Below are 16721 nucleotides of genomic sequence, written 5' to 3'. Positions count from 1 at the left end.
CCGTAAAGTGTTTAGAATAAGTCACCGGAAAACTTATGAGTATTCATCGCTCAGTTTCCTGCATACACATACATTTTTTACGAACTATAAAATGTAATGTCGTTTAATTAAACCTTGTATTTCAATTATGCTTCGACAAGCTCATTGTGACATTTTATTCAATCCCCCGTTAACCAGACGACATTGTTATAGATGAGGGTAAACCAACTTCGGAGTTAAAGATTTTTATATATTTAGATAAAGCAAAATATTATATAACTTTTTTACAGCTAAAATTTGTATCCGATACGTAGATGTATATTTATAGCGGCTTCTCCTTTGTCTTTTGCAAATCCAGAATTTTTAGAAAAGTAATGAATATAACCAACTCCAATTCCGGTTTCATAGTTGAAATGCTTTCCTATATTCCGTCTAATCCCCCAAGTAGGAATTATAGATAGGTTAGATACTATTCTTGCATTGTCATCGCCTCCAAAATCGATAAGGAGATCATCCAAACGTAAGGTAGTTTTAAGAGCAAAGAAATTACCACTGTTACCATCTATTCGCTTTGATTTATTACTACGGGTATTGAGGTTGTAATACCAGCGTGGTTCTACGGAAGTAGTTGTTACCAACAAGAAACCGGCATCAGGGTAAAAATCATCATTCTCATAAGCTTCTAGACCTAATTCGGTTCGCAACGAAACTTGGTTTGAGAGTTTAAATTCATTGTAAATCCATAATCCAGCAAATCCTGTTTGAATACCGAAAATTGATTTCTCTACACTTGATTGTTGTTTTTTATCCGTTTCATTTTGTGATGTTGCACTTAGTGTAATTACACAAAAAAATAAGGTCAATACGATTTTTTTCATCATTGTTTCTTTTTATAAAGTTGACCACAAATCAATGAATTTATAAGGATTTAGATTGACCAATAGAAGCATTGGTATGTTATAATATGTTAAAAAAGATAGCGCTACCTTTCCAGCATACTTTTTTTATACTCAGAAGGAGAAAGTCCAGTTTCTTTTTTGAAAATCCTATTAAAACTGGTTCTTGATTTAAAACCACATTCGCAAGCAATTCCAAAGAGGTTGTAATTTTTGTATGTATCTAAATGTATTTTTTCTTTTACAGCTTGCACACGATATTTGTTTATTAAATCATAGAATGTAGTATGCATATATTGATTTAGCATAGTAGAAAGTATTTTATCCGTTGTCGAAATTTTTTGTGCTAGTTTTCCTAATGTTAAATCCTGATCGAAATAGGTTTGATCGGTATCTAAAAGCAACTCGAGTTTGTTCCTTAAGGTTTCGAATGCTTCCTTTTTTGAGGGCGAAATTGTTTTGTTTTTTGTTTTACTAATTTCAGATGCTACCTCATTGTTTAATAAAAAAGAAGGTAGTAATACTTTAGATTGATTAACACCATAATAGCCTAAGTAAATAACTAGAATAATCATAGCTAATACAACTAGAAAGTCTGTATTCCATATAAAATCACCATAAAATGATTCATATACCTTAACCCCTAAATCAATACTAATAATACCTATAGCTGACATAAGCATAATCTTAATCCAATTAAAATCATAGTGTGTTAGATTCGAATATTTATATTTTGTCAGCTTTCTATATTTTGATAGTAATCCTAATGATATAAATAAATACAACAGAAAATATAGACTATCAATTCTTATAATAGTGCGAATCCAATCCGTATGCGTATATGCAAGTTCATCTATCCTGAAGGTATTGAATAGTATTGTTGGAATTGTAATACTAATGGCAAATAGTAAAGCGGGTATAAAATGAACTAATGTATTCTTTACTAAATTTTCTTCTTCTAAGAATAAAGATTTTACATATAAAAATAATAAGGGGCCTACTATCACAATAGTCACGTCATTAGGTAAAAAGAAAAGCCTTATCAGCCAAATAATATCATGTAATAATGAGTAAAAAAAGAAGGCAACAAAAAAGAGAAGAAAAAAAAGTACAATTAATATTTTCTGAGGTAGTTCTTTATTTTTTATTCTTAGTAATTGGATTATAATTATGGAAATGGTGAAGATGCCTCCAACTAAAAAGAAATCTAAAATTAAATCCATAAATTAATATTTACCCTTTTTAAGAATTGAAAACTCATTTTTGTTATTGTACTATGGGTAGAATACACTTTACTATTTCAAGTACTTTGGCTCTAAAAAAATATTTAGAGTATTGTCGAATAAAGGGAGTGTTTCCTTTTCGATATCAAAGTCTTGTATCGTATTCATCCAATAATTAAAGACGGATAAAGATTTATAAAGTTACATACAGCGATTCTAATAATAAGGGCTGCTATCCTAACGGGTAATTATGATTCTTTTTTATTTAAGCGCACAATATTCCCATTTTTTGGGTCAATTTTTCCTCGTAACATATCTAAATATAATTGTTTTAATCTTTTCGTTCCTATGTGTTCTTTGATTGAAATGATTGATTGCGTAGCATCTATAAACTGTAACCAAGCTTCTCCAATTTTTTGTTGAAATCTTACCAAACCCCATTCCTTTTGTCGTTTTCTTGCTTGTTTAGGAGCAAAGAAAAATTCTCCTTTTTTTGGTAGCGGATTTTCACCTTCTAAGTTTTGCCAATCAACAAGTCCTACCAGACAATTGTATACCAGTTTATTACTCAATAAATTTTGTAATCTGAATTGGAGATTATGGTTGCCTGTAAAATCTACAACGATAGATTCTTTATCAATAGCTAAACGAGAAATTTCATCGTAGCTTATTGTTTGATCATACGATCCCAGTTGTTTTACAAATTCTACATTTTTCTGTGAAGTAAGGCCTAAAAGAGTAAAATTCAATCCATTTTCTTTTTTTCTATGTGCTAACAAGTATGCTAGCGCTTGAGCAGTTTTACTGGATGCGCTTGTTAGGATTATTTGTGTAGCATTATAAAAATTCTGATCCGCTAAAGCATCATCAATCAAAAAGGATGTAACAAATAATGGCCGAAATATAGAAATTAATTCTTCAGTTTCTGGAGTGAATGTAGGGTCTTCTTCTGTATTAGAATAAAAATTATAAATTGGTGGAAGCGCTTGTCGGTGTTCGGTAGTATCCACAAAACCCTCACTACTAACATTGTTAATGGTAACCAACAAATGAGTGCTCATTGGATAGTATCCATAAAATCGTTGTCCCAGTTGTATATCCGGATGGTTAGAAATAATAACATTAGCAAACCCCCAAGCAGGAATAATTCCGTAACCAGATTGAGTTGGGAAAAATTTCCAATAGTCCATTTGCTCTCCTACGACACCATAAGTGATATTATTAGAAGTAAATGAATTTTTTTCTATTTCTAAAAGTACTTGATTCGATAATAGTTCGTCAGAATAGGTTTTTGCTACAAACTCAGATTCTTGAAGTTTATCAATCTTTACTGTAAAATCTAAAGCATGAATAGTTGCCATTGGAATTAAGTTGTTTATCGATTAATATAGCTTAGATAATTGATCATAACAATGATATGTAGTTACGAATATAACCAGTAATGCGTTCTGAACAAAGTTATCATTAAACTTGCTGGCTGCTTATCATTTATTTTAGTGATTCGCTACAGGTGCAAAATAATTCTGGTATTTTTGAAATTAAAAAAACCTTCTTACAGTTGGCATCATTGTAGTAATAGTACACTTTTCGTCGCGGGAAAATATCGCTACGTCGAAATATAAGCATTGTTAGCGTTTGTGAACGTTATTTTTGATATTTTCATCTCTGGAATACCAAATTATCACGCCTATGGCCTTTCAGGCAAAACTATTTATTAATGACGAAGAACGAAATGTACTGGATAGTACGTTTTTGTATCGACAATTGATCGATACCAATGGTCGCCCTAAAACGAGTATACAAGGTGGCAAAATCAGTGTACTTATAGAATCTACTAAGAACGATGAATTGTTCTATGATTGGATGTTTTCTACACACACCCTGTACGAGGGATATGTTCGTTTTTATAAACGAGATGGATACAGCAAGCTGTTTGATTTTGAGTTTGCCAATTGTCATTGTGTTCATTTAGAAGAAAAATTTAATGCAGAAGGTAATAGTCCCTTAAAAATGGAGTTGATACTCTCACCTGGGATACAGAAGGTGCGTGGTCAGATTTTTGAAAAAAACTGGAACCCTAGCAATCCTTTTGAGGATGCGACTCCGGTTACGGAAAGGGAGGAAAGAAAAGATCTTATTATCGAATCCGCTCATTTTGAAGATGAATCTGGGAATAAAATCACAGAATTGGAAAATGGAAAAGCCTATCTTGTTATAAATACAAAAGATGGAGATGGAAAGACGGTAGATATTGACCTGTCTAGTAGAGAACACGACTTTAAATATAATGGACAACGATTAGAAGACGATATCTTAACAGATGTATCCGTTGTAGGTGATACCACAAAAGTACTTTTGGAAATTATTGATGAACAAACCGCTTAACAAGATCAAATGATTACAATTTCAGAAACTGGAAATCTATCCAATCAAGTCACTACGGCAGCTTTAAAAAACCCTGCAACCAATAAGGTAAAGACAATAAAGGTTTTTGATACGGAGGCGAATGAGGTAAAGTATGGAAGTAAAGAAGAGAATAAACTTAAATCTGGTACAGAATATATTTTTGAAGTAAAAGAATATACTGTTGCCAAAGCTGGTACGTTGGAAGCTGATAAAGAAAATGTGAAATGGTGCTTTTGGTTAGATAAAACTCAGGATAAACTCTCGGGTAAAAATTTCGAGATTAAGGAAACACCAGAAAAAGAAGATGCTCAAGAAGATTTTTTACTTACTTCAAAAGCAGAGGAAGAAGCTAAACAAAAAGAGGAAGACTATAAATCTATTAATGAAAAAGGAATTCTTTATGCAGAGTATATAACAGAAGAAAAGGATGGAGTAAAAACGATCAAATTGAAAGTAAAGTTTTCTAAATGGTTGGATGGAGAAAGAATTAAAACTGAAGCTTATATAGACAAACCTACTTTAAGTTCCAGCAATAATTCTGTTGCTACGAGGAGTGTTTTAGCAGAACCTGAAATTGCAGAAGTATATTGGATGTCTGCAGATGGAGAAAGGTTAGAAGAGACTGGGTATAGTGAAGATATTTATTTGTATATTAAAACGTTAGGGTTAATCGGTAAAACTTTGGACACCAATATTTATGATAAAGATCTTACCCCTAATCCTGCGCCTATGACAACATCTGATGATTATGCTGACTGGAAAGAAAATAAACTTAAAATAGAAGAGCGAGATCATATTAAGCAATTCAAAGTTGGTAATAAAGAAACTTATAAAGATGCTTCTTCTGACGAAAAAACTGATGAACAACAAGATCCCTATAAGGCTATTTTTGATTTTGCTTACGTCGCAGAATCTCCAGAAAAGCAAGATCCTTACGAGTTAGAATTATATGTGACTATAGCGAATGCTAAAGACATAGGTATTGAAATATCGGATGGCCAAAACAAATTCGGAAATATTAAATTAACTCCAAAAGAAACGATTAAAGATGCTTTTTTTGCAAAAGTGGAGAAAGAAGAAGTTGTGGCAGATGGTCCTCTTGCAGATGTAAAAAATAAGAAAGGCAAAAAAGTAGGTGAGAAAAACCCGACTACAAAAGTTGACCATTATGAGAAGTTAGAAGATGCGGTCATTGGGCAGAAAATAAAATTAGTTGTAGAATGTGATAATATCAATGATAAAGAAGTTGTTCTTAAATTATTCGAAAAAGAACCTTTATTAGTAGCTAAAGATGAACCGATACCTGTATTACAAGATGGTAAGGAGATTACAGAAATAATAGCCAAGGTTGAAAATGGTTACGCTGTTGCTGAAGTAGAATTGCAAAAGGTTGATTCTTCTAAGTATAATGATTGGGATAAGAAGTTAGATCCCGATAAAGGAGAATTAAAACAAGTTGAAGTTTTTGTAAAAGTTAGGGAGAAAGAAAACGAAGTTACAGAGTCAATTTTCTTGAATGAAAATGACAAGTCATTCAAAATAGGAGCGGCTGTAATTGTTTATTCCATAATTTATGATGGAAAAATAGAAAAAAAGGTTTGTGATAATCCTGCAAAAGCAAAGTATACCTATATAGATAAAACGAACAAAACACATGTTTTAGGTAAAACAAAAGTTCATAGTACAAAGAGACATAGAAAAAAGAATCTTCTTTCTACTAAAAAAGATGATGATGTTTTACTAACATACTCGAAGGATATAAAAAATTATACTTTAGGAGATGTGAAATTTGGTTTTTCCACTTGGAATAGCTCTTCTGGGCGATGGTATATCAATCCTGATTGTTTTGCAGGGTTAATAGGTGCTATGATAGAGGAATCAGTAGTAGACTTAGGTTTTAATGGTTTTAGTATCAAAAATGGAAATACCGCTGGAGGGAGTTCATCTCATATTAATGGTGAAAAGGGTGATTTAAGATATTTAAGTACAAATGAAAATGGAGAACGAACTTATTTACAAGATTTCCATTTCGATTATGATCGACAAGTTAAGTTTAATAATGCATTGTATAAATTTGGTTGGGGAAGAAGTGGGAAAATGTACTCGGAAAACTTTGATCGAAAAGTAATGCAAGAGGTAACTAATCCAACTACTAAGAAGAAGGAAATGAAAGAAGTCACTGTGTCGACTCTTTTACCTCACACTAAACACATGAAAAAAACTACTGGGACTGTAAAATATAGGCATCATCATCATTTACACTTAACCGGTTTTGATCATTCTAAAATTATTTCAAAATGAGAATATTAATTTTAATTATATTTCTTCTAAACATAAATTGTAAAGAAAAAAGAGATAGCTATTCAATAAACGATAAGAATGACATTAAAACCTTAGAAAAAGATAAGGTTATCAACGAAAATTTGCAGAGCAATCAGCTGATAGACTCTGTTTTCTTTAAATTAGAGGAAGTTAACCTTCCAATATCCAGTGAATTCATCTCCAATTTGGTTATAGAGAATGAAGGGGTTTATAATATTGAAGAGGAAATTGTAAAAAATAAGAAAGCATTTTCTAACGAGTTATTTACTGAAGTTAAGTCAGAGAAAAAAACTGATGACTTCTTTTATAATGTAACCGGAAAAGAGTTTTTTCCTGTATTTAAAAAAACAAATAATAACTACACAACTGTAGGAAGTTTAGTTAGGTATTATGGAGAGAATGATATACAAGGTGTTTTTTTTATACTGAGTAATTTTAATAAAAAAGGAAAACAAATAGATTATCTTATTATTTACAATAGATTCTTGTGGGAAGTAAATTACGAATATAACTTTACTATTGATGAGAATTTCAAAATTACCATTGATAAAAAAGAAGAGAATTTCTGGGATGAAGAAAAAGATGACTTTATTAAAGAAGGAGAGAAACCTGAAACAAAACAATACAAAGAAAGTTATTTAGTTAACGCTAAAGGATTGTTTGTAAATGTATAAATATGGAATAATAATAGTTTTAATACTATTAGGTTTTCTCTCTTGTAAACAAAATAATTCGGGGAATAAAGAAGCCTATAACTCACCTGTTAAAAGTGAAGTGATTTTAAGTAATAGTTCAAAACAAATAAATGATCAAAATGAGTATCTAAAAACATATGAAGTACCATTTGGATCAAAAGAATTAATGATAACTGAATTTCCAAAAGACACTTCAATTGTTTTTGGTTACAATATGAAGGAAAGACCAGAAATAGAAAAAACAATAGAAAAAATCAATAAATATTATCAGATATTTCATCTTTGGAATAAAGAAGATAGTATAAAAGTCTCTTACAACAATGAAAAGATCAGTTATAGTTCAGGGCGTGATAATTATAACTACTATGATATTCCATTAGTAACTAGTATTAAATCAAAACAAACCGATAGTAATTCTTTTTATTGTAGACCCTATAGTTCTTTTGTTAAAATAGGTAAAGTTAGTGGTTTTGATGATTATGATCTTTTTACTTACACTACATTTCCAAAATATTATGGTAATAATCAGGTAGAAAAATGTAAAGGAGATAATCCTGTAGTCGTTGCAGATTTAGTAGTAAAGTCTAAAGAGGGAAAATTGGTTGATATGCTAAATGTTTATTATATTACAAATGAGCCATATAACACCTATCATGTCTATCCGTTTATTGATGAGAATTACATAATTACATTACAGGCGATGGTTGGAGGGGAAAGCTATGGATATATAAGAAATGAAAAATGGCAAATTAAACCAAATGGCAAATTCGTTCGATTTTATAGCAAAGATGGTCCTTATAAAGATAAAGAAGAACAAGGAGAAGTAAAAAACTCTATGCGTGAAGGTAAATGGATCGAAACTAAACCTAACGGCTTTGTTAACAAAAGTACATACTTAGAAGCAGAATTTAAAGGGGGTGAACCAATTGGTGAATGGAAGTATTATTCATTTAATAACTTTAAAAAAGAAAAACTTCTTTATACCGAAATCTACAAAGATGGAGAGTTACAGAAAAGAACTTTTGTAGACTAGCTAATTGATATGTTTTATAGAATTCTAATAGTTATTGCTGCTACCCTTATTTCTTGTAATAATGAAAAAGAAAAAAATAAAGACGGAGCCATTACATCATCTTCAGATAAAAAAATAACTGAAGATAGTGTCAAATTATCAAAAGATAGCATTGTAAACTACATAACGGATCAGGATATTAATTATAAGCCTAAAACTGTCGATGGACATACTTGGATTCCAGTTCAATTTTTAAAGTCCATTTATGAAAAAGGAGTGAATAACATAAATAGGAATCAGACAAATTATCCTTTTGAATCTGTATTTATAGAAGATTGGAATGATAGAAAAATATATACTGAAAGCGCAGGTTTAGACTATAGAAAAATTAGAGTTAAGGTTATAAATGATAGTACATACTATTTAACTGACTGGAACAAGCATCACTATAAAAAAAATGATTCTATTTTTATTGTTAAGCGTAACAACGAAATAAGTTTTGTTGCACAAAATGATAGTATATCTTATTCATCGGGTATAGGAACTTTTCCCTTTAAAAATTCTTCATTGATCGAGAATATTCATAGAATCTCGTTGTATAATAAAACATTTAGTTTGCTTAATAATGATCAGTTAATTTTAGATGTGAAGATATCATTTGATCTATCCAATAATACAATAAATAATTCGATAAAATTTAAGCAATATTCACTTACAAGTTATTTTTTAAATGAAAATTATCTTATCAAATTAGACACGACTAAATACTTCTTTACTTGGAAAGGAAACAATATGCATTTAAAGTCTAATCAAGGTGATAGTCTGTTTTTAAAACAGATTAAAGATAAAGATTAGTTGAATCACCTTATAATTGTCATTTTAAATTTTGATTCAACCCTACTGAATACGGTACAACGACTAGAAGATTATAAAAATTACAAAGAAAAATATTTATAAAAACATCAACGGGGTTGTTATATCCTGTGATACAACGAAAATTTGTAAATTTAAAGATATTAGAAATTAAGTTTTATGCGATCTTTGGTTACGTTGTTTTTTATACTTTGCTCATGTATAGCCTTGTCTCAAAATCAATTCACTTTAGATAGACTGGAGAAAGATTTCTCAGAATGTAGTGACTGTAAAGGTAATTACGCATATTTTAATTCTTGTCAGGCTATTAACAAAATTTCGGATATAGAAAATGAACATCTTATAGATTTCCATACAGGAGCGAGTAGGTATTATGGTACCGTCTGGAGGCAACAGGCTGAGGAGACTAAATTAGAAACCGGAATTTCTCTTTATCAATCTTATCTGGAGGAAATACAACCCCATATTAAAAAACCAGATAGTATGCATTGCACAATTTATGCATACGAAGGATTAAAAGCGGGTTTAAATCAAATACAACAAAAACGATTAGAAAAGATTCATAAACAAATCTGGAAATCAAGAGAACACGCTGGATGGAGTATTGGGTATATTTTAGTAAAATACTTTGATTGGAAGGCATATTTAATCATTCATCCCGATGCTAAAGAATATAATCACTGCCTGAAATCTTATAAAAAGAATAAATCATATCCTGTCTGGAAACAGCCAAATATTCCCTTAGAAGCCTTCTATATTATAGGATCAGATGATGAGGTTGTTAATGATTTGTTGGTAGCTAATGAATTTGGATGGGGATTTAGTGAACAAGGAATTCATACTTGGCTTACCAGATATAAAGAATTGAAAGAGTGTAATTGGTTAGGAGCACCTTCTAAAAAGAATCAAGAATATAATAGTGATAAGCCTCTTTTTATTTCAACGAAATTTGAAGATTATAAAGACTATGATTCACACGTTATGATTTTTCCTCCTAAATGATTTTGTGTTGCCAGAAGAAAATGTTTTTCTGTGCGAAAATAGAAATGTATAATTTGATAATCACGGATTGTATGTTCCAGATAGTATTGCTTAGATTACTTCGAAGCGCTGAGAAATAACAATAGCTACACAGCTAAAAACCAGATTTTCCGATTCATATTTTTAATTCAAGAATTCAGTTCGTCTAATTTTTAGATTGTTGTTTCCCATAAAATTTGACTAGAAATTTCCCAAATATAAAATACAGACAAAGAACAGTAATACCACCAATTAAATATCCATTATTGAGTAATTCATTGTAGCCATAATTAAAACAAAATAATACACAACAAAGGAGAAATTGGAGAACAGCATACGTAATATTTCCTTTAGGACTATATCCAAATAACCCAAGAAAATGAGTTTTAGTTAGTCCAAAAATTAGATGAGGCATTGCATTTACTAATAGTGCACCAATAATGAAGTCTACAATATTCATTTTTTTAATTATTTTTAATAAAATTAATTTAAGTATTAAAAAGCCAAAGAGTTCTTGTTTTTTAATTCTGACTAACGCCAAATATATGAATCAGAGCGTTGGAGGAAGAATTAACTACATATTTGTGTGAGAAATATTTTATATTACCTTTTTCTTTTTATTATTTCAAATATTCCTAAAGTCAAAATTGTAATTACTATACCTTGTAGGAATATCATTCCAATTCCGAATACAAATAAATCTATCAATTCAATATTTCTATTTCCATCTAAATAATCACGGTGAAAACTAGTCACGATGATTACAAAACGTTCAAAATACATTCCACTTTTTATTCCAAATACCACTAATAGAACATACCAAAATTTTGATGCTAATTTTTTAAAGAATAAAGTCAGAGGTAAAATCAAAGCAGATAGAAACATGATCCAGTAAGCCCAAGCATAGACTCCAGTCGCTCTATTAATAAAAGCATATTCATCTGGTTTTTCAGTCGTTGCCATTCCGATTAGATAGAATGTCCAAGTAATAATGGTATAGAAAATAATTGTCCAGCGAATTAAATTCAACACTTTTTTTACTTCAAATCGGTCTTTAAAAATCAGTTCGATAAAAATTAAAGTCAAAATTATCGGAATCAGACAGTTAATCAGATTCGCGTCAACTATTTCAATAATCCTTTTATATAATTCCATTTTTTGTTTTCGTAGAATGCTCCCTAAATTGTCCGCGATAATAATGTATACCTATTACTATATCTGTACTATGTTTAGAGGATAAGTATCACAAAACTAACTGATTTTTATAATGTTGTAATTTCGTTATTTTAGATTTATTTAAAATTATTGGCTAAATTCCGTTTTACACTTTTTTTTCGTTTGAGTGAATTCTTTGTGAAAATCCTAACACCCGTATGACAAGTTGATGTTAACATATTTAACTTCTGTAGTTCCATTACTATAATACAAAACTATTTTTAAAATAGCATCAGGTATTGAATGTACGCAGGGTTTTCCACGATAACTCATAGTTGCTGTTGTACCTCCCATTTCTCCAGGATAATGTACCAGAGTATCTCTTAACTTTAAGTTTACTTGTCTAGAAGTTTCCATCTTTTCATATTCTATTTTTGGGAATAGCGCAATGTTTCTTGTAAGTGGCAGTTTTTTAAATGGGCTATTTCCTTGCCACGTATAATATTTTTTAGAAGTAAGTGCATCTGCTCCATATTCCCAAACCTTTTCCTTAAATGTGTAAAACAATTCAATTTTATCTGTTTTTACTTTAGGCTGAATATGAATTAATTTATCGTTTAATTCATTAAACACATTTTCATAAACATACATCGTATCATTTTTTACAACATTATAATCTTCATAACGAGTATCCGTTTCATAAAAACAAAAAGTAAGATTAAAATTTCTAAATTTTAATGTAGAATTTTCGGTTGAAGTGGCGTCAGAAGGATTGTAAGGTCTGCTCTTGTTTTTTAGTAAATATCCACTAAACACATAACCTGTTAATGTTGGTTTGTCGTCCCAACTATGGTTCATTCTCTTTACTTTAAACCAATTTCCATGTACCGCTAAACCATTATCTACAATAGATAATAATTTTCCTGTATCTTCTATAAGTTCTAAATGCTCTCCTAGAGGAAACTTTCCTAATTTTTCACCATCTATTGAAGGTTTACTCCTCACTGTAAGACCACTTGGAGCAGCAACAGTATAAAAAGCATCACCTTTTAATTGACTTTGAGACCATACATCACAATGATTACAGAAAATAAGAACTAGTAGAATTATGCATTGTTTTTTCATGGTAAAGTGCTTGAGATTTTTAAACAAGTTAAAATTCTGCTATGATTTTCATTCCGCATTGGAGTGAGAATTTAGCATAAAATCATTGCAGGGTATACTCGTTCAAAATTAGTATTTTAAATTCCTGTTTTTTCGTTTACGAGTACATTCCGAAATGAATGACAAGGTTATATATATGTCTTTAAAGTGCAAAATGTTACCCAACAATCAACACATTTATATTGATATTTGATTAAGTCGAGTGTAGGGATATAAATTTTATCAGCTTAAATACAGGGCTATCGCAAATATACTAGAATCGATTATTACCTGAGTGTTATGATGGTTACCAAAATAAAAACCGAGGATGCTTTTTTGTTTTTATCAGGGTTCCGTTTTTATCATAGTATTTAAATTCTCCGATTTTCTTTCCTTTTTTATAATTTCCTTCCTCTTTAATAATATGATTAGGATAGTATTCTTTCCAGTATCCACTTTTCACACTTTTATAATTGGATAATCCACCAAAATTAATGGTGTAAAATCCGATTTTACGTTTTGAAACATAACAATTTCTATGTGTTTCGGTTTTTGGTGCGAATAATGGAATTCGGCAACTATCTTCAAAATCAACATTCATTAGATCTCTAATAGGGTTTAAGATAATAGCTTTTATCAAACGATTTTCTATTTCGATAAATTCGATTGGATAATTTTTGTCAGATGCTAATCTCGTAACTAAAAACGAAATATGATCATTCTTAATAATCCAGTATTTTTTTCCATTAGTAGATGTAAGACTTGATTTTGGGTACTGTTTAGATATTTCTTTTACAGTCGTTTTTCCTAACTCTATATTTTTTGTAGCATCAATTTTTCCTTTAAAAGGTGCATACAATAAAACTTTATGTATTAACTCACCTGTTTGATAATTTGCCTGAAATACTATTCCAAGTTTTTTGATAAAGAGAGAATTCAATTCGCCATAAATGGATTTTCCACATTTGTCTGTATGTGGACAATTAGACGTGATTGTATCAGTAATTATTTCTGATTTGTACTGTTCTCGAACATCCGAAAGCGTAGAATATCCGAATTGAAATCGATCAAGAGATTTTCCAGTTACAATCATATGTTCTTGACTAAAACATAGAAAAGGAATGATAAAGAAAAATATAAAACTGAATTTCATTGGTTTCATCTAATTACTGGCGATACTACATATAAGTATCGTAGCTGTACATAATGTTACCTTTTTTTTTGGTTTTTCCTGCACATTGATTGCTAGCTTTTACTTGTTGCAAGTATTGTGCCTTCGTTAATATACAACAACTAACCGATTGATTATTTTGCCGCTATGGCATCATATACGTTGTTCTGCACAGGTTTTGTTCAGCTTACCCAATTTCCAAAATTTTCTTTTTCAATCCACGTACCATTTATGTATTCATAAATGCGTTCTTCTCCACCACCACAGAGGCTACCACATACAGTTCCGATTTGTATATATGCTAAAGTATAATTTTCATTGAATATGGGTTTAGAAATCGAGCTATATCCATCAGAGCAATTGTTTTCTAACCAATCCCAAAACTTGAATTCTCCTAGTTCAGATTTCCGTTCGAATTCTTTAAATTGGGATTGTGTAAGAATATTTTTTCCTTTTGTAATATCAGAAGTCAGAATGAATTTTTTATATGATTCTAATTGAAGGTTATAATGTATGGAGTCTTTAATTTTGAGATGGTTTTTTACATATTCATCAAAATCAGAGACCATTGGACGATTAACACCTCTGGCTTTTTCAGTTATACAATTAGTGAATAAAAATCCCTTTTTCTCATCTTCAAAAATCTGAGTTATAAGCTCAGTCGTTTTTTCTACATCTTGGTTTTTCAATTCAGTCAATCGGACTTTTGATTCATCTTTACAAGAGATAAAAATCAAATTCAGAATTAATAGTTTGAGTAAGTTTTTCAAATTGCGTAGAATGTTTTAATGGTGCTGATTTATGTTAGCAAATGTTTTACTTTATAGCTATTACAGCACTTGTATTTCCGGTCAAAGGCATCGTTGAAACTTGTGAAAAACCAATCTCACGTACCCATATATTAAAATCAGCAGCTGTAAAGTCAAAACCGGCGGGTGTTTCCATTAGCATTTGTAATGACATCATTAGGCCAAATGCATTTGTTTTTCTATTATCATCAATAATATTTTCAATTACAATTAATGCGCCTTCATTTGGTAAAGCATCATAGGCTTTTTGGATAAGCATTTTTTTATCTTCTAATCCCCAGTTATGAAGAACGTTACCCATTGTAATCACATCAGACTCCGAAAATTCGTCTTTAAAAAAATCACCTGTTTGAAATGACACTCTATCACTTAATTGGTGAGATAAAATATTTTCTTTGGCAAGAATTTCTAAAGGAGGTAAGTCAAAGATGGTGGTTCTCATATGAATATTATTTTTTGCTATTTGTATAGCTAAATGCCCTGAAGAACCTCCTATATCACAAAGTGTTTTGTAATTTGAAAAATCAAATTTTTGGATCAACATCTTAAAATTAGAACTTTGGAGACCTTCCATCGCTTTCAAAAATTCTTTCAATTTTTGCTGGTCAGCATATACATCTTCAAAAATTGAAATATCTCCATTTTGTGGCTCGCCTGTTTTTAACCCATCTTCGAGTGTGTCCCAAAAGCGATATAATCTATTATTTGATAGTTCAAGCATTCCGCCAATGTAACTTGGCTTCTCTTTGTCAAGAAACAGATTGGTTTCCTCAGTATTGGCATATGTAGCGGACTCTTTTATCCCTGTCCTTTTTAAGAAATTTAATGCGACTAAAGTATCTAAAAAATCATAAAGACCTCTTTGGTGTAAATCTAATTTTTTCTTTATAGTTTCCCCAGAAGATTCTTCCTTCGCTAAAAGAGTAAACAAACCCATATTAACAGCTGATAATAATGTTTTTGAAGCCCAGAAACCTAATCCAACTTGCATTATTCTAGAAGGATTTAACTGCTCTTTAACGACTGTTTTATTTTCCATAATTACTATTTATTTTCTTAATGTATAATACTACGTATATGAAAAGTAACGCTGAAAATAAGCGGTTACTTTTCGGATAAACACAGAGCCGAATTTTTATATTTTGTTTTTATTTTTTCTTTTATAGCCAAATTAAAAATTTGGTGGTCTTTATAAATAAAATATAAACCTTTTGATTTAGTAATGATTAGCTATGTATTTATACACCTTATTGGCAAATGTTATTAAACATAACAATAATAGGGCCTATTTATCATTTCGAATATTCTATAAAACTAATCATAAACCATCCAGGAAGTAATTTCTTTTTATCATTACAATCTTGAAACTCCAACTTTAAAGTTGCTTTCGAATTGTCGTTTTCCCATTCTATCAATTTTTCTTTTGGTTCTGTTTTTAAAATAGACTTTTTAGATGAAGAGTATTTATTATCAAGTATTTGTTCCAACTTTGAAAAGAAGTCAGAATATTTATTTAACTTATCACATTCTGCCTCAACCAATTCTTGTAGTTTTTTTCGGTTAAATAATGTTTCATCGTCTATTCTATTAAAAAAAGCCCATTTATAAGAACTGTATTTTACTTCTCGCGAATTTTTATCATAGTAGTATTCGATATTTGCTGGGAAATCATTTGGTATAACTCTTGAAATTTGTTTTGGATTATTTAAATCATATTTATCAACGTACGGATAGAGTTCAGGAGCTAAAACTATTGTTGCGTAGTTTTTGTCAACTTTAGAATTAAGGTTTACTTCAAATTTAATAGCTTCTTCTATTGATTTTCCTGTAAAGATTAGATTTTGAATTTGTGATTCTTGAGAACAGGAATAGAGACTTGAAATCAAACAAAAAATGAAGGTAATTATTTTTTTCATATGGAGTATTCTGTAATATTTGCCAATGTTAAATATATGAATAGGAGCAAGGCAAACATACCTGAACCGATTGATCTATCTGCGCATTTTTATTTCATTAT

Annotated in this window: 15 protein-coding genes; 6 read left to right on the top strand and 9 right to left on the bottom strand. The window is 30.2% G+C overall.

Annotated elements, in window-relative coordinates; translation table 11 throughout:
- Window positions 1–269: 269 nt before the first annotated feature.
- The 3 genes from D1818_RS07110 to D1818_RS07100 form a co-directional block, all read right to left on the bottom strand.
- Window positions 270–857 (bottom strand): hypothetical protein, encoded by a 588-nt coding sequence (locus tag D1818_RS07110; protein ID WP_118457418.1) that lies wholly within the window; start codon window positions 855–857, stop codon window positions 270–272.
- A gap of 104 nt (window positions 858–961) precedes the next feature.
- Window positions 962–2098: an AraC family transcriptional regulator gene (locus D1818_RS07105; RefSeq protein WP_118457416.1), complete on the bottom strand. Its 1137-nt coding sequence runs from the start codon at window positions 2096–2098 to the stop codon at window positions 962–964.
- Window positions 2099–2346: 248 nt separating this feature from the next.
- Window positions 2347–3459, bottom strand: a complete 1113-nt coding sequence (locus D1818_RS07100) for a DUF2855 family protein (RefSeq protein WP_118457414.1) — start codon at window positions 3457–3459, stop codon at window positions 2347–2349.
- Between the two features lie 328 nt (window positions 3460–3787).
- On the opposite strand from D1818_RS07100, the gene tssD reads away from it, so the two are divergent.
- From tssD to D1818_RS07070, 6 genes are all read left to right on the top strand, one after another.
- Window positions 3788–4483 carry a type VI secretion system tube protein TssD gene (gene tssD, locus D1818_RS07095; RefSeq protein ID WP_118457411.1) on the top strand — a complete coding sequence of 232 codons (696 nt, stop codon included), beginning with the start codon at window positions 3788–3790 and terminating at the stop codon, window positions 4481–4483.
- Between the two features lie 9 nt (window positions 4484–4492).
- Complete coding sequence (locus tag D1818_RS07090) at window positions 4493–6805, top strand: hypothetical protein (RefSeq protein WP_118457409.1); 2313 nt, start codon at window positions 4493–4495, stop codon at window positions 6803–6805.
- Window positions 6802–7500 carry a hypothetical protein gene (locus D1818_RS07085; protein WP_118457407.1) on the top strand — a complete coding sequence of 233 codons (699 nt, stop codon included), beginning with the start codon at window positions 6802–6804 and terminating at the stop codon, window positions 7498–7500. The genes D1818_RS07090 and D1818_RS07085 overlap by 4 nt, the downstream gene beginning before the upstream one ends.
- Window positions 7493–8554 (top strand): hypothetical protein, encoded by a 1062-nt coding sequence (locus D1818_RS07080; RefSeq protein ID WP_118457405.1) that lies wholly within the window; start codon window positions 7493–7495, stop codon window positions 8552–8554. The genes D1818_RS07085 and D1818_RS07080 overlap by 8 nt, the downstream gene beginning before the upstream one ends.
- Before the next feature lie 9 nt (window positions 8555–8563).
- Complete coding sequence (locus tag D1818_RS07075; protein ID WP_118457403.1) at window positions 8564–9388, top strand: hypothetical protein; 825 nt, start codon at window positions 8564–8566, stop codon at window positions 9386–9388.
- Between the two features lie 177 nt (window positions 9389–9565).
- Window positions 9566–10408: a hypothetical protein gene (locus tag D1818_RS07070; RefSeq protein WP_147406212.1), complete on the top strand. Its 843-nt coding sequence runs from the start codon at window positions 9566–9568 to the stop codon at window positions 10406–10408.
- 621 nt (window positions 10409–11029) lie between these two features.
- On the opposite strand, the gene D1818_RS07060 is transcribed toward D1818_RS07070, so the two are convergent.
- The 6 genes from D1818_RS07060 to D1818_RS07035 all read right to left on the bottom strand — a co-directional run bounded on the left by D1818_RS07060 (window position 11030) and on the right by D1818_RS07035 (window position 16620).
- Window positions 11030–11458, bottom strand: a complete 429-nt coding sequence (locus D1818_RS07060; protein WP_147406211.1) for a hypothetical protein — start codon at window positions 11456–11458, stop codon at window positions 11030–11032.
- 330 nt (window positions 11459–11788) lie between these two features.
- A complete protein-coding gene (locus tag D1818_RS07055; RefSeq protein WP_118457394.1) occupies window positions 11789–12706 on the bottom strand; it encodes an SH3 domain-containing protein in 918 nt (305 codons plus the stop codon).
- 325 nt (window positions 12707–13031) lie between these two features.
- Entirely contained in the window at window positions 13032–13877 is an 846-nt protein-coding gene (locus tag D1818_RS07050; RefSeq protein ID WP_147406210.1) for a toxin-antitoxin system YwqK family antitoxin, read from the bottom strand.
- Window positions 13878–14077: 200 nt separating this feature from the next.
- Complete coding sequence (locus D1818_RS07045; RefSeq protein WP_233558631.1) at window positions 14078–14665, bottom strand: hypothetical protein; 588 nt, start codon at window positions 14663–14665, stop codon at window positions 14078–14080.
- Window positions 14666–14711: 46 nt separating this feature from the next.
- Window positions 14712–15743: a methyltransferase gene (locus D1818_RS07040; RefSeq protein WP_118457387.1), complete on the bottom strand. Its 1032-nt coding sequence runs from the start codon at window positions 15741–15743 to the stop codon at window positions 14712–14714.
- Window positions 15744–15996: 253 nt separating this feature from the next.
- Complete coding sequence (locus D1818_RS07035) at window positions 15997–16620, bottom strand: hypothetical protein (protein WP_120752564.1); 624 nt, start codon at window positions 16618–16620, stop codon at window positions 15997–15999.
- Window positions 16621–16721: the final 101 nt, after the last annotated feature.

Source organism: Aquimarina sp. BL5 (genome assembly GCF_003443675.1).
In the GTDB taxonomy this organism is placed as follows: domain Bacteria; phylum Bacteroidota; class Bacteroidia; order Flavobacteriales; family Flavobacteriaceae; genus Aquimarina.
Note: the sequence above shows the minus strand (reverse complement) of the source record. Positions and strands in the feature narration are given on the sequence as shown.

What these genes read in the sequence shown, in the direction of transcription:
- D1818_RS07110 (WP_118457418.1), bottom strand. Translation starts at nt 857, where the DNA reads ATGAAAAAAATCGTATTGACCTTATTTTTTTGTGTAATTACACTAAGT.
- D1818_RS07105 (WP_118457416.1), bottom strand. Translation starts at nt 2,098, where the DNA reads ATGGATTTAATTTTAGATTTCTTTTTAGTTGGAGGCATCTTCACCATT.
- D1818_RS07100 (WP_118457414.1), bottom strand. Translation starts at nt 3,459, where the DNA reads ATGGCAACTATTCATGCTTTAGATTTTACAGTAAAGATTGATAAACTT.
- tssD (WP_118457411.1), top strand. Translation starts at nt 3,788, where the DNA reads ATGGCCTTTCAGGCAAAACTATTTATTAATGACGAAGAACGAAATGTA.
- D1818_RS07090 (WP_118457409.1), top strand. Translation starts at nt 4,493, where the DNA reads ATGATTACAATTTCAGAAACTGGAAATCTATCCAATCAAGTCACTACG.
- D1818_RS07085 (WP_118457407.1), top strand. Translation starts at nt 6,802, where the DNA reads ATGAGAATATTAATTTTAATTATATTTCTTCTAAACATAAATTGTAAA.
- D1818_RS07080 (WP_118457405.1), top strand. Translation starts at nt 7,493, where the DNA reads ATGTATAAATATGGAATAATAATAGTTTTAATACTATTAGGTTTTCTC.
- D1818_RS07075 (WP_118457403.1), top strand. Translation starts at nt 8,564, where the DNA reads ATGTTTTATAGAATTCTAATAGTTATTGCTGCTACCCTTATTTCTTGT.
- D1818_RS07070 (WP_147406212.1), top strand. Translation starts at nt 9,566, where the DNA reads ATGCGATCTTTGGTTACGTTGTTTTTTATACTTTGCTCATGTATAGCC.
- D1818_RS07055 (WP_118457394.1), bottom strand. Translation starts at nt 12,706, where the DNA reads ATGAAAAAACAATGCATAATTCTACTAGTTCTTATTTTCTGTAATCAT.
- D1818_RS07050 (WP_147406210.1), bottom strand. Translation starts at nt 13,877, where the DNA reads ATGAAATTCAGTTTTATATTTTTCTTTATCATTCCTTTTCTATGTTTT.
- D1818_RS07040 (WP_118457387.1), bottom strand. Translation starts at nt 15,743, where the DNA reads ATGGAAAATAAAACAGTCGTTAAAGAGCAGTTAAATCCTTCTAGAATA.
- D1818_RS07035 (WP_120752564.1), bottom strand. Translation starts at nt 16,620, where the DNA reads ATGAAAAAAATAATTACCTTCATTTTTTGTTTGATTTCAAGTCTCTAT.